This is a genomic window from Hymenobacter sp. R533113 (genome assembly GCF_056835965.1).
In genome coordinates this window covers 620211-633174 of the sequence record NZ_JAKWBD010000013.1, presented here as the reverse complement: position 1 = coordinate 633174, position 12964 = coordinate 620211, and the positions used below count along the sequence as shown (strand labels likewise).

Here is a 12964-nt window from a genome sequence, read left to right as displayed (position 1 = left end):
TAAGAACTGATAGTTCTTATTCCTCCGTTGCGTAAAATGATTCCAAGGCGCCTTTCAAACTGGGGTACTCAAACGTAAAGCCTTGATGCAGTACTTTATCGGCGCTTACCCGCTGCGAGCCCAGTACGATTTCGCTCATTTCGCCCATCATCAGGTTCAAGGCAAAAGCAGGAACTTTAGGCAGTACCAATGGTCGATGCATTACATCAGCCAGGGTTTCGGTAAAGGTTTGATTGGTAACCGGGTTAGGCGATACGGCGTTGTAAGTGCCCTGCCACTGTGGCTCATCCAGCATCTGAATCAGCAAGCGACACAAGTCGTCGAGGTGAATCCAGGACATAAACTGTTTGCCTGACCCTAAAGCAGCTCCAGCCATTAGCTTAACGGGCCGGGCCATTTGGGGCAGCGCACCGCCTTCCGTGCTGAGCACGATGCCAATACGCGCAATAATGGTTCGTATACCCAGCGCTGCTACTTCCTGAGCCGCCTGTTCCCACTTCCGCGATACATCGGCCAGAAAATCATCGTCAAGCGTATTGGGGGGCGTTTCTTCGTTTACCAGCTTGTCGCCGCTGTCCCCATAGATGCCGATAGCCGATGCCGACAAGAAAGCTCGTACGTGGTGTTCATCCTTGGACAGCTCCTTGGCTAGCAGCTTGGTGCCATCGAGGCGGCTTTCCATAATATCGCGCTTGCGTTCCTCCGTCCACTTTCCATCCGACACACTCGACCCGGCTAGGTTGATAATGTAATCGGCGTAGCGAATGGCAGCCGGATCCAGCGTATCATGGCGCGGGTCCCAGCGAAAGGTGTGATAATGGCTGGCGCCGGCTTGGCGGCTAAGGAGGGCCACTTCATAGCCCGCATCAATGAGAAGTTCGGCGAGACGAGTGCCAATTAGGCCCGTACCGCCGGTGATGAGAACTTTTTGAGACATACTAATGAGTGTTGCCTAGTGCAGTCTGGCACTTACGTGTTTAGTCGGCAAAGGGTGTTGGGCAGATGAGGTGGTGAATGAGGATGCAAGCTAATAGGCCGCCGACAACTCACAACCAAAATTTACTTCCCAATCAAACGCAGGAACTCAGTGCGCAGCGCTTGGTCACGGTCGAAAGCCCCGCCATACTCAGCCGTAAGCGTGCCGCTGCTGGTATCGTTCACGCCCCGGCTCATCACGCACAAATGGTCAGCCTCAATTAATACAGCCACGTCGTTGGTGTGTAGCGTGTTTTTTAGCTCCTCGGAAATCTGCCGCGTCAGACGCTCCTGCACTTGCGGGCGGCGGGCATAATACTGCACCACCCGATTCAGCTTCGAGAGGCCAACCACATGCTCACCGGGCAAATAAGCTACATGTGCTTTCCCGATGATAGGCACGAAATGGTGTTCACAGCAGGAGAAGAGCGTAATATCACGCTCTACCAACATCTGGTGATATTGGTAGCGGTTATCAAAAAGCTTGACATCGGGCCGATACGCAGGGTTGAGGCCGCGAAACCACTCCTGCACATACATTTTGGCCACTCTGCGGGGAGTGCCTTTCAGGCTGTCATCGTTCAGATCCAGACCCACCAACGTCATGATTTCGCGGAAATGATCAGCGATGCCGGCTATTTTTTCTTCCTCGCTTAGCGCAAAGGCGTCGGGGCGCAGGGGCGTGCGCAGATCAACCGGCAAATGAGCATCAGTAGGAACGGGTTGGTCTGTTGCGGCAGCTGCGGGCACGGAATTATCCATGGTATTCAACAAAGTTGCGTTCGGTCTCATAAAGCGTGACCGATAAAAGTAAATGGGGCTCTATATGAGTCCGTAGCTTTTGCCAAATCACCACGGCGATATTCTCAGCCGTGGGGTTGAGGTGGCGAAACTCTTCCGTATCCAAATTGAGGTTACGATGATCAAAGGTATCCAGAATCTCGCGCTTAATCAGGTCGCTTAAGCGCTTAAGGTCATACACGTAGCCTGTTTCCGGATCGATAGCACCCGTGAGGCGAACGATCAGCTCGTAGTTGTGGCCGTGGTAGTTGGGGTTGTTACACTTATCGAATACTTGCTGATTGCGCGCTTCATCCCAGGTAGGATTGAAGAGCCGGTGAGCAGCATTGAAATGTTCCTTACGACAGACGGTGACTTGCATAGTGCTTGCTGAACCACAGGGGTAGGGTTTTGTTCATTCCACTTTAGTTGGAACAATATATTCTACGCTCAAAAGAACTTTAGCAGCTATCGAAATGGGATGATATCACTTTGTAGTTCAGCTTATAGTCGCGCTGTGGTAATTATATTATATAGGTTATAACTTAAGAAACAAAAGTTGCTGTTCTTGAAAAAAAACAACTCAGAAAGTACGCTGCAAAAGGTAGTCTGGTATAGATTTGGCGTAGTGAGATAGCAGATAGAAACACAATCTTTCTTCAAATAACTTTTTCTTCAACCCCTTTCATCCATATATGAAACAAGGTGTACTACTTTCTCTGCTCCTGAGCTTCATGCTGACGGTAACCGGCTATGCCCAGAAGTCGCCCGTTGATGAAACGGATATGTCCATCAAAGGTATCCCCCGCAAAGGGCAACGCATTTCCTTGCAGCTTGAAAGCAAGCGCGTAGAGGAATCATGGGCTAAACGACTGAGCGAGAGGTTTGGTAGCAAAGTAAAGAACGACAAAGGTGTGTACTCGATGGAGGGTGTCACGATCGATGAGATATCGAAAACGCCGGTTCGGGTTTTTAGCAAAATCGATGCTACCCCTACGGGCACCACCATTTGGTGGGCCATTGACTTGGGCAATGCCTACCTCGACAGAACCGCTACCCCCGTGCAGTGGAGCGCCGCGGAAAAGTACCTAAAAGACTTTGCTCGCCTCCTCTACCGCGAGGACTTAGCAGTGCAGGTGGCCGAAGCTGAAAAGTCTCTGGTTATTTCTCAAAATAATCATAATGCTGTTATTGCTAAGGCTGACTTGGTAAGGAAGGATATGGAGAAGAATAAAGCTCGCAAAACAGAGATTCAACAGGAATTGGCTAAGAACGCCGCCGAGCTTCTCCAGTATAATAACATAGTGGACATGAACCTGAAAGAGCAGGAAGCTGCCCGCGCCGACATTGTAAACATGCGCGTAGCCCTGGAGGCGGTGAAGGATCGGATGAATAAAATAGAGTAGCCTGAGTAGGTTACAAAAAAGCCCCCCAGATAAATTCCGGGGGGCTTTTTTGTTTTATAACGAGTGCAAATATGCGCTTAGCGCATCACGCTTCGCACATGTTCAACAGCGGCCTGCTCATTTTTCCAGCCCATAATGCGCACCCTGCCAGGTGAGGCCCGATGCTGGAACCACAGTCGCAGCATTTGCTGAGCAGCCGGATAGCGTTGGATAAAATCAGTCCAAGTACTCGTCTCTGGTAAGATCTGCTGACTGGGGCGCGCTGGTACAGCCAGTACTACCCGTTCCAGAGCCCCAGCATTATCGAGCAGCACCAAGCCGATAGGTAGCACTTCAAGCACCGTACCTGCCGGCTGACTTTCGGCCAGCACCAACACCGGCAGCGGGCCGCCAGTATCCGTGCTGGTTCCGGGTACGAAGCCGTAGTTGCCGGGATAAGGCAAAAACTCCAGTATCCGGTCTTTACCCGCCCGCTGCTGGGGGGCAAATTCGTGGGTAGCCGGGTCGTAGCGGCGTTCCAGGTTGGTGCCTGCCGGAACCTCAATAACAGCTTGGAGCAGCTTGCGCTCAGTCGAGAAGGTCGGTAGCTCAGCGTAGTCGGTTTGGCAACCAGCTACGCCAAGACCAATCAGAAGGCTGCCTAAAAGTCGTCTGGCTCCTTGCATCAATACCTGAGTTTATTTGGCCAGCTGCACATCAAGCTGGCGGAAAGGGTTGAGTTGATCCAGCTGTAGCACAAAGCGAATCCGATCAGTGAAGTCCTTGCGGCTGCTTGGTAAGCCATTCTCGTATTGAGAACCGGCCACGGGTAGATAGAACTGGAAGATGTTTTTGATGACCGGAACCACTAAGCCCGCATCGTAGAAGAAATTTTGCCCCCCACGGCTGCTATAAAGCGTATTATCTTCCTTCGTAACACCAAAGTCGGCGAATACGCCTAGGCCTGTTACCGGCAGATCGGCCTGCAGATTGAGAGTGCTAAGCCAGCGCTGGCTTTCAACCGGAATATAGCTCTTGAACGCTCCGTCGCGGTCGTCAGTTTGGTGCGTTTGAGCGGTGAAAGCATCCGATATACGTTGGCGGTCCAGAAAAGCCGTTTGACGCCGGTAGTCAGGGCTGCCGCTCAGACCAATGACGAAAGGTGCGTCATTCGACTTTTGCAAAAAACGCCCCCCAAACAGCCGTGCCTGCACGCGCTTCTTTGGTGAGTAGTATCGACTGTACGAAGCCGAAGCGCGCAGCAGTGTTGCTTGTGAAGACGAACTTTCAACAGCTAAATTGGGGGTAAGCCTGTTCAGCTCCACGCTGGCCGACCAGGTTTGCAGCGCGTCGCCGGCCTGTACCTGGTAGAATAAGGTCTGAATGCTGCTGGTCACATCAAAGTCTTCATCGCGCACGGAGGTGTTGGCGATTTGAACCGTGTGCTGGGGAGCATTATACGCCGACTTAGGCAGCGTCAGCGTCAGGCTGGGCTCTACCTTCACATAGCGCTCAAAACGCTGTACCGTGACGCCGGTAACGAGCTGACGAGCTGTTTCCTTCGGCAAAATATTCAGATTAAGCGTACCGATACCGTTCAATTCATTGCGGTTGAAGCTGTACATCGGCATAGCCAGGTAGCTCAGGCGCTTGGGCACCAAAGGGCTGCTATAGAAAGCCGCTCCCAGCATAAACTTATCGGAGGTGTTGGCTCCCAGCACCGGCGCCCAGTTGATGGCGGCGCGGTCCCAGCGCTCCACGCTAACGAGAGGTTGAAGGCGCAGAGGCTCCAGGCGCGGCAAGCTGCCATTTAGCTTAAGTTTATCGTCGCGCCGGTTGAGTTGGGGCGTAAGGTAGGTTGGGTCAATAACGATAGAGGCAACACCCTCGCGGCGGAAGTTGAGCTGGGTTTCTTCATCTTCTTCGCCGTTGCCAAATACGGGCGTCCATTGTGTTTCGAGCACTTGGTCCTGGGCATTGAGCGTAGACACCGGCACGGCAAAGGGTGCGGGCGAGTCGTTGCGAACCAGCACCTTTACCTGGTCATTCGTAACCTCTATATCCCCCACGGCGGCGTTGTAGCGGGTGGTGTTTTGCAGCATATTCTCAAAAAACCAATCCAGCTGCTGCCCGGTGCTTTCCTCGAAGGCCGTTTGCATGTCGGCAGGGGAGGGTGCTTGAATTGCCAGCGCTGGTAATATGCGCGCATGGCGGCATCAAACTTCTCCTGCCCCAGATACCCCGCCAGATACTTGAGCAGAGAAGCCGTTTTGCTGTACACGATAATGCCATAGTTGATCTTGCCGTACTCAGCCGAGCTGGGCCCACTTACTGCTTGGTCGAGGCCCCGGCTGGCAGAGGCCTGATAAGGTACTTGGTCAAGAGCGGCGCGGGTGAGCCCCTCGGTACCAAAAGTGACCGCAAGTCTGCCCGGCTTTAGTAGCTGCGAAAACTGCCCGGAATTGGGGTCTATAACCTCAGCTATGCGGTTTTCGATGTACGAGTTCACGCCCTCATCCAGCCAGGGAAACGCGCGCTCATTAGAGCCCAGAATACCGTAAAACCAATTGTGGCCTACCTCGTGCACAATAGCTGCTGGCATCGTAACGGTTACCATAGGGTACTCCATGCCTGAGCCAGCACTCAAAGCCCCATCGACGGCCGTAGCGGCAGTATACGGGTACTCACCTACCCACTGGGAGTAGTAGGTAACGGCGTCGTTCACGTCCTGCAGGCCTTTTATCCACTTCGCCACGTCCTTATTCAGGAACATCACCCATGTATCCACTTGCTTGCCCGAAGGCAGCGTGACGGCGCTCTTGAGCACATTAAACCGCTTGTCGGCAAACCAGGCGAAGTCGTGCACACGGTCCTGCACGTAGCGTAGGGTTTTCGTCTCGGAAGCGGAGCTCGGGAAGGTCAGGTCTTTACCGTAGTCTTCGGCCTTTTTGGCGGCCATAGCGGTAGCTAGCTGCGTTAGGCGCGCCTGCTCTTCCGAATTCTGTAGTACGCCGGTGGCGCCTACGGTATAGTTCGCGGGCAGGGTAATGCGCACATCAAACGAGCCAAACTCGGAGTAAAACTCGCCCTGGTCCAGGTAAGGCATCGGGTGCCAGCCCTGGCTGTCATAAACAGCGGGCTTCGGGTACCACTGCGTTATCTGATACGACTGCTCTACGTGGCCAAAGCGCGAAAACGAGGCTGGAATCTTCACCCGGAAAGGCGTGCTAATCGTGATTTTGCCCCCGGCGCCAACGGTTGGGGCAAAGCCAGTTTCGCCATGTCGGCGTGCTCTGGGTCGAAGGAGAGTGTGGCAGATTGGCCGTTTACCTTGAAATCAAGCTGATCAATGAAGCCGCGCTGATCTTGGGGGGCAAATTGAAACTTGCGGCTACCGTTGCGCAGCTGCTGCTTGGCAAAGGCCGTGGTATTGTCGCGGTAAGCGTTGGGCCAGAGGTGAAACCAGATAAAGGTGAGCTGGTCGGGCGAGTTGTTGGTGTATTGAATTTCCTCCTGGGCCGTAAGCATATGCTGGCGGTCGTCGAGAGAAACATCAATGGAATAATTGACTTCCTGCTGCCAATAACTGCCAGGTGAAGTAGTCTGCGCCGATAGCGCCAGAGGAAGAAAAGCAAGCCAGCAACTGGCTAATAACTTTTTCATGCGGGGAGAAAAGGTTAACGAGCGAATAAATGTGGGACGAAAGTACGCGGTCGGCCTCAGAATGCCGTGTCACAACCTTTCTGGCAGCCGACCCGTTTTCTCATACTCAGTTTCACCATCCGCCCCTGCGGACTAACACCCCCAACCTATGTCTTTCAATAAAATCCCCAAAGACGATACCCAGCACCAAAATCATCTGGATGGCGCTATCAATAACCTGAACAGTGACTTGCAGGAAGAAGCGTCCAAGGCCGGCTTCGACAATGTGCTTCAGCGCTGGATCGAGGATATAAAAGAGGTCAACAACCCAGAGCTACACCAAATCGTGGTTGATTTGCAGGCTTTGAAGGCCCATTTCAATGGCGGCACCATCGATCATAAGCTCGTTGGTCAGTTAATGGGACGTTTGGGTGAGAATACGCTTAAAGCAGCCATTTTTGCTGAAAACCCAAACACAGCCCAGCGAGTAACCAACTTGGGCGAAACCTTGCTGAAGGCAGCCAAGCAGGTGCAAAATCCCAATGTCAATTCCACTCCCGAGCAGGATTTGAAAAATTCGAACAGCTAATAGCTGCACAATCGAATTTGTATAAACGCCAAAAAGCCGGTTCCTATCGAGGAACCGGCTTTTTGTGTGCTTAAGAAAGCTGGGCTTAGCCGCGCTTCTCTTTGATCTTGGCTGCTTTGCCCGACAGGCCACGCAGATAAAACAGACGAGCACGACGCACTTTACCGCGACGCACTACCTCAATCTTGTCGATGTTGGGCGACAGAAGCGGGAAAATACGCTCAGTGCCAATTTGGTTCGAAATCTTACGAACGGTGAAAGTCTCGCCGTTGGAGTTTGGATTCTTACGCTGGATAACAACACCCTGGAACTGCTGAACACGCTCCTTGTTGCCCTCGCGAATCTTCACGTGAACATTAACGGTGTCGCCGGCGGCGAAAGCGGGGAAGCTGGCGCGGCGCTCCTGGGATTCCTGCTGGATAAAATCGAGTAGTACGCTCATGGCTGGGAAAAACTAAAAATAGGACGGCGCCGCCGTCCGAGTGGTTTCGGGTAAAAGAGGCGCAAATATAGCGCTCTGTTTTGAGGAAGGCAAACTTATTGCGGAGTTAAATCCTGAAAGGGCCAAACGGCTGCGTATATAGAGGTTAGCCAGCTACTCATCCAGCAAATCCGGGCGTCTTTGACGGGTTCTTTCCAGCGCTTGCTCGTGCCGCCAGATGTCAACCTGAGGGGTATTACCCGAGAGCAGAATCTCCGGCACGGTCTGCCCACGCCACTCAGCGGGGCGCGTATAGACCGGCGGGGCCAGCAGATTATCCTGAAAAGAATCGCTCAGCGCCGACTCTTCATTGCCAAGCACGCCAGGCAAGAGCCGCACGATAGCATCGGTCAGAATAGCCGCTCCCAGCTCACCGCCACTGAGCACGTAGTCACCCACGCTGATTTCGTGCGTGATGTAGGCCTTACGAATTCGCTCATCAATGCCTTTATAGTGTCCGCAAAGGATAATTAGGTTCTCGGTTAGCGACAAGCGGTTAACCAGCGGCTGCCGAAGCGTCTCGCCGTCTGGTGTCATATAAATGACGGCATCGTAGCGGCGATCCGCTAAGAGTCCATCTAAGCAAGCCGCAATGGGCTCTACGCGCAATACCATCCCTGCTCCGCCGCCAAATACGTAGTCGTCAATTTGCCCGTGCTTATTAATAGCAAAGCGCCGCAAATCGTGGACGTGAATTTCAGCCAAGTCCTTATCTTGCGCCCGCTTCACGATGGAGTGGGCAAAGGGACTGACCAATAAATCAGGCTGACAGGTGATAATATCGAGGCGCATGGTAGCACCGCCGTTGGCAGTGAAGCTAGGTTCTGAAGATAAATCGGTGATTGAGCGCTGGGGGCTTTTTCAGCTAAGGCTCGACAAACTCATCGGGCTCGTCACGTTCCCGGGAAGCCGGCTTGAGATAAACATCCAGCAAGCCCTCTGGCAATCTAACGTGTAGCTTACGCTCGATTTGGTCGGCGTGTAAAACCAACTCATCCACCACCGGAATCAGCACTTCTTGCCCTTGGTAGCGCATACCCATAAGGTCTTGCTGGGGCATTTCGTAGAACGTCTCCACAATACCTAGCTCGCCCAGCGTTTCGTCAACCACGGTGTAGCCAATAACGTCGTGGAAGTAAAACTGATCATCCTCCAGTTCCGGCAACTCTTCGAGTGTCTGATAGAGCTTGGCATTACGCAGAGGTTCAGCGGCTTCTATCGTGTCGATGCCCTTAAGCTTTAGCAAAACTCGGTCAGCTGTTTGAGGTTGTACCCGCTCTACGGTAAAAGCCGTCAGCTTGCCCGGCGTGGGGGGCAATTCCAACCACACCGACTTCATTTTACGGTAGGCCTCAACGTCGTCAACATCCAGGAAAGCCACAACGAAGCCCTTCAGGCCGTGTGTCTTCCCAATGCCGCCGAGTTGATAACATTCGTCGATAGTCATAGGATAGGGATTCTGATGGGTGAAAGTGGAGAAGATAGAAACGAGCGCTTGTACGATAAAAAAGTTGAGAGTTTAGAAGAAGCTGCCGCGACACCAGCCGCAAGACAACAACTCCTAAACTCTCAAACGTTTAATCTCCTAAACTAAGCTTAGGCGCCAGCTTCCTCAGTGGTTTCGGCCGGAGCGGCTGCTTCGGCCGTCTCGCCTTCGGTTTCAGCAACGGGCTCAACAGCAGGAGTCTGCTTCTTGCGGATTGCTTCGGCACGAGCCTCTTTAACCTTAGTTTCGGCGGCAAGCTGTTGCTTGCGCGTCTCTTCTTTGGCGGTACCCAGGCTAGTACGCTTGCCTTCGATCTTCGCGTCTTTCTGCTCTTTCCAGGCAGTGTAACGCTCGTCAGCTACATCTTGCGCGATAGCACCTTTGATAACACCAAGTTGCAGGTGCTTGCGGTACAATACGCCACGGTAAGAAAGCATAGCACGAACCGTATCGGTAGGCTGGGCACCCTTCATGATCCAATCGAAAGCTTTTTCGCCGTCGAAGTTGATGGTAGCAGGGTTAGTGTTAGGGTTGTAGGTACCGATTTTTTCGATGAAACGGCCATCGCGGGGAGCGCGAGCGTCGGCTACTACGATGTCAAATTGCGCGGCTTTCTTGCGGCCGCGGCGGGCGAGGCGGATTTTAACTGCCATAAACCTAGTTGGTTAAGCGACGGAACCCGTCCGTCTGGTTGAAAGTGAGGCGCAAAGGTACGCACATCTCTGCAAGATTGAAAACCTTTCATCAGATTCAATCTGATTACTAAGTGTTATCAATAAATAGGGAGCAAAAGAAAAGGCTGACTCATTTCCGAGGCAGCCTTTTCTTTTGATTAAGATAAACTAAGCCGCAACGCGCACGGGGGCTTGCTGCTTGCGCTTTATTTTGATAACGCCCATTTTATCCATGCCCCAGATGAACACATAAGTGGGGTCAAACTCCCACCACTTCACGCCGAAATTGACGCGTAGCGGAAGCTTGTGATGATTATTTTGAAACAGTTCGCCAAAAGCCAGAAAGTCTAAGGCCAGCGTGTTCTTCGACTTATCGTGGTTATCAAAGTTCTGATAGCCGTACTTGTGGCCACCCCAGTTTACGATAGCGCCGTGCAACGGACCCATCAGAAAATGAACTGGCAACAACAAGTACATCCACCAGGCGGTAGCAAAATTGATGTAGAAAAGCACGTAAGCTGTGCCCCAGCCCAGACGCGAATACCACTGGCTTCCAAAGTTTTCTATGGCTTCCCACACTGGATAATCACCTTCAAAGCGCTCAGGAGCTTCCACATTATGCTTGAGCAAATCGGTGTAAATAACCTTTGTCTTCCACATCATCGCAAACGGATTGGATGAGAAGTGGGGCGAGTGCGGGTCCATCTCAGTATCGGAGTATGCGTGATGCATACGGTGCAGGATAGCGTAGGCCCGCGGCGACAGGAAGGATGAACCCTGGCAAGCGTACGTGAAGAGATAGAAGAACTTCTCCCAGAACTTATTCATCGTGAACATTTTATGCGCCGCATAACGGTGCAAATAAAATGTCTGGGTGAACAGCGAGAGGTAGTAATGAGCAACGAAGAAGATAAGTATGGGCATAAAGCAGGGGTGTTGAATATCAGAAGAAGCAGAACTAGGGCGTTATTCGCAAAAGTCTACGCAGTTGACTTTAGTTCAGATTTCGAGTACAAACCTACGGCCAGAGCTTTGCAGGGTCAATAAATTAGCTGAAAAGGCCAAAATCTTGTTCAGGTGCTATTTTGCGCTGGTTTTAAAAATAGCAAAGCGCCAATGCTGATAGCGGAGATTCGGCTCTTTGACAGAAGCTTTCTCACCGTTGTTAGCCGTTTTTAAGGCCGCTCTTTCTCAGGACATCTACCTTTAAACCTGTAAACGAACAAAAAGTTGGGAAAAGCTGAAAGCGCTGGCTTTTAATAATATGCGCTGGCTGCTTCCCAATGCGCAATAGTTGGCAGCGGAGCCTCAAAGGTCATCAGCTCTTTGCTGACGGGATGGGCTAGCTCCAGCCGGCGGGCATGCAAGGCGATACTCACATCAGGTAAAGGCGCCAAAAATCCATATTTCACATCGCCCACGATGGGCGTACCCAGACCGGTGGCCAGCTGCACCCGGATCTGGTGCGGGCGCCCCGTAATGGGGTTTACCTGAACAAGATAGCGCGAGCCAGCTTGGCCTAATACTTCATAATCCAGCTCGGAGCGCTGGCCCTGCGGATGAGCCGTGGAATAAGCCTTGGTGACGTTGCGAATAGGATCTTTGACGAGCCAGTGCACCAAGTGCCCGCTGGTAGGCTCCGGGCGCTTACCTACCAATGCCCAATAGGTTTTGTGCACGGTATTGTCCCGAAACATCTCATTGAGGCGACTCAGGGCTTTCGAGGTTTTAGCGAGGGCCACAACGCCACTCACGGGTCTATCTAGTCGGTGCGCCACGCCTATGAAGGCTGCCCCAGGCTTTTTGTATTTGAACCGCAGATACTCCGCAGCCTTTACCGATAAAGGTTCGTCGCCGGTGGAGTCGCCTTGTACGAGCAAGCCGGCCGGCTTATTAATGATAAGCAAATGATTGTCTTCAAACAGAATCTCCTTCTGTTCCGACCATAGATTCGGACGAGTCACGCGGGATTAATTGATGGGTAATAATAAGCTATTGAAAAAAGCCCCCAGCGCCACGATAAAGAGGAACGGGAGTAAAAATTCGGGTTTGCAGAACCTAGTAAGCCTCTTCGGGCGAAGGAAAATCGTGCGTTTTTACGTCCTGAATGTAGCGCTGCACTGCATCGTGCATTACATCACCAATCTCGGCGTAGCGGCGCAGGAAGCGGGGTTTAAACTCTTTGGTGATGCCCAGCATATCGTGAACTACCAGCACCTGCCCATCAACATCGGGGCCGGCGCCGATACCGATAACTGGAATGGTAAGCGTTTCAGCGACCTGCTTGGCTAACGCCGATGGAATTTTCTCCAGCACCAACGCAAAGCATCCTATTTCTTGCAACAGCTGGGCATCCTCAAGCAATTTCTGGGCCTCAGATTCTTCTTTGGCCCGCACGGTGTACGTGCCGAATTTGTAAATGCTCTGGGGCGTAAGCCCCAAATGACCCATAACTGGAATGCCAGCCGTCAGGATGCGCGTGATGGACTCCCGAATTTCGGCACCACCCTCCAGCTTTACGCCGTGCCCTCCCGACTCTTTCATAATGCGAATAGCCGAGCGCAACGCCTCCGACGAATTGCCCTGATAGGAGCCAAATGGCATATCAACGACCACAAAAGCCCGCTTCACAGCCCGCACCACGGAGGAAGCGTGGTAAATCATCTGGTCGAGGGTGATGGGCAGAGTCGTTTCGTGGCCGGCCATCACGTTGGAGGCCGAGTCGCCTACCAGCAGCACGTCGATACCGGCACCGTCGAGCAGGGTAGCCATCGAAAAGTCGTAGGCCGTGAGCATGGCAATCTTTTCACCCCGCCGCTTCATGGCTAGCAGCTGATGAGTGGTCACGAGCTTAACTTCTTTATGCTGAGACATAGGGAGCGGAGAAAGCGAGGTATAAAGGTGGGGCCCAGATCGGCGGATTTTTCTACTAAGCCTGAATTTGCCCCCCAA

The 12964-nt window shown here is 52.5% G+C and carries 16 protein-coding genes; 2 read left to right on the top strand and 14 right to left on the bottom strand.

Annotated features, from left to right (window positions below; genetic code table 11):
• Nucleotides 1-16 precede the first annotated feature (16 nt).
• The 3 genes from MKZ35_RS11770 to MKZ35_RS11760 all read right to left on the bottom strand — a co-directional run bounded on the left by MKZ35_RS11770 (nt 17) and on the right by MKZ35_RS11760 (nt 2137).
• On the bottom strand, nt 17-937 hold the full coding sequence (locus MKZ35_RS11770) for a TIGR01777 family oxidoreductase (protein ID WP_482513475.1): 921 nt from the start codon (nt 935-937) through the stop codon (nt 17-19).
• Nucleotides 938-1059: 122 nt separating this feature from the next.
• A complete protein-coding gene (folE, locus tag MKZ35_RS11765; RefSeq protein WP_482513474.1) occupies nt 1060-1737 on the bottom strand; it encodes a GTP cyclohydrolase I FolE in 678 nt (225 codons plus the stop codon).
• The gene (locus tag MKZ35_RS11760) at nt 1730-2137 is read right to left on the bottom strand and encodes a 6-pyruvoyl trahydropterin synthase family protein (protein ID WP_482513473.1); all 408 of its coding nucleotides are present in this window, start codon (nt 2135-2137) and stop codon (nt 1730-1732) included. The genes folE and MKZ35_RS11760 overlap by 8 nt, the downstream gene beginning before the upstream one ends.
• A gap of 313 nt (nt 2138-2450) precedes the next feature.
• Between MKZ35_RS11760 and MKZ35_RS11755 the strand changes: the two genes are divergently transcribed.
• Entirely contained in the window at nt 2451-3161 is a 711-nt protein-coding gene (locus tag MKZ35_RS11755; protein ID WP_482513472.1) for a DNA repair ATPase, read from the top strand.
• 77 nt (nt 3162-3238) lie between these two features.
• Here the strand turns inward: MKZ35_RS11755 and MKZ35_RS11750 are convergent, their stop codons facing one another.
• Genes MKZ35_RS11750 through MKZ35_RS11735 form a run of 4 tightly spaced genes read right to left on the bottom strand, consistent with a single transcriptional unit; the run spans nt 3239 to nt 6803 of the window.
• The gene (locus tag MKZ35_RS11750; protein ID WP_482513471.1) at nt 3239-3826 is read right to left on the bottom strand and encodes an inorganic diphosphatase; all 588 of its coding nucleotides are present in this window, start codon (nt 3824-3826) and stop codon (nt 3239-3241) included.
• 12 nt (nt 3827-3838) lie between these two features.
• Complete coding sequence (locus MKZ35_RS11745; RefSeq protein WP_482513470.1) at nt 3839-5299, bottom strand: hypothetical protein; 1461 nt, start codon at nt 5297-5299, stop codon at nt 3839-3841.
• A complete protein-coding gene (locus MKZ35_RS11740; protein ID WP_482513469.1) occupies nt 5197-6354 on the bottom strand; it encodes a M1 family metallopeptidase in 1158 nt (385 codons plus the stop codon). Before MKZ35_RS11740 ends, MKZ35_RS11745 begins: the two co-directional genes overlap by 103 nt.
• The gene (locus MKZ35_RS11735; RefSeq protein WP_482513468.1) at nt 6351-6803 is read right to left on the bottom strand and encodes a hypothetical protein; all 453 of its coding nucleotides are present in this window, start codon (nt 6801-6803) and stop codon (nt 6351-6353) included. The genes MKZ35_RS11740 and MKZ35_RS11735 overlap by 4 nt, the downstream gene beginning before the upstream one ends.
• Before the next feature lie 148 nt (nt 6804-6951).
• Between MKZ35_RS11735 and MKZ35_RS11730 the strand changes: the two genes are divergently transcribed.
• Nucleotides 6952-7371: a hypothetical protein gene (locus MKZ35_RS11730; RefSeq protein WP_482513467.1), complete on the top strand. Its 420-nt coding sequence runs from the start codon at nt 6952-6954 to the stop codon at nt 7369-7371.
• Between the two features lie 85 nt (nt 7372-7456).
• Here MKZ35_RS11730 and rplS read toward each other — a convergent pair whose 3' ends face one another.
• From rplS to panB, 7 genes are all read right to left on the bottom strand, one after another.
• Entirely contained in the window at nt 7457-7813 is a 357-nt protein-coding gene (gene rplS / locus MKZ35_RS11725) for a 50S ribosomal protein L19 (RefSeq protein WP_084446409.1), read from the bottom strand.
• A gap of 153 nt (nt 7814-7966) precedes the next feature.
• Nucleotides 7967-8644 carry a tRNA (guanosine(37)-N1)-methyltransferase TrmD gene (gene trmD / locus MKZ35_RS11720; RefSeq protein ID WP_482513466.1) on the bottom strand — a complete coding sequence of 226 codons (678 nt, stop codon included), beginning with the start codon at nt 8642-8644 and terminating at the stop codon, nt 7967-7969.
• A 73-nt stretch (nt 8645-8717) separates the two neighbouring features.
• A complete protein-coding gene (gene rimM, locus MKZ35_RS11715) occupies nt 8718-9299 on the bottom strand; it encodes a ribosome maturation factor RimM (protein ID WP_482513465.1) in 582 nt (193 codons plus the stop codon).
• A 149-nt stretch (nt 9300-9448) separates the two neighbouring features.
• Entirely contained in the window at nt 9449-9991 is a 543-nt protein-coding gene (locus MKZ35_RS11710) for a 30S ribosomal protein S16 (protein ID WP_482513464.1), read from the bottom strand.
• 189 nt (nt 9992-10180) lie between these two features.
• Nucleotides 10181-10936, bottom strand: a complete 756-nt coding sequence (locus MKZ35_RS11705) for an acyl-CoA desaturase (RefSeq protein ID WP_482513463.1) — start codon at nt 10934-10936, stop codon at nt 10181-10183.
• 332 nt (nt 10937-11268) lie between these two features.
• Nucleotides 11269-11976, bottom strand: a complete 708-nt coding sequence (locus MKZ35_RS11700; protein WP_482513462.1) for an RluA family pseudouridine synthase — start codon at nt 11974-11976, stop codon at nt 11269-11271.
• A gap of 94 nt (nt 11977-12070) precedes the next feature.
• Nucleotides 12071-12886 (bottom strand): 3-methyl-2-oxobutanoate hydroxymethyltransferase, encoded by an 816-nt coding sequence (gene panB, locus MKZ35_RS11695; protein WP_482513461.1) that lies wholly within the window; start codon nt 12884-12886, stop codon nt 12071-12073.
• Nucleotides 12887-12964: the final 78 nt, after the last annotated feature.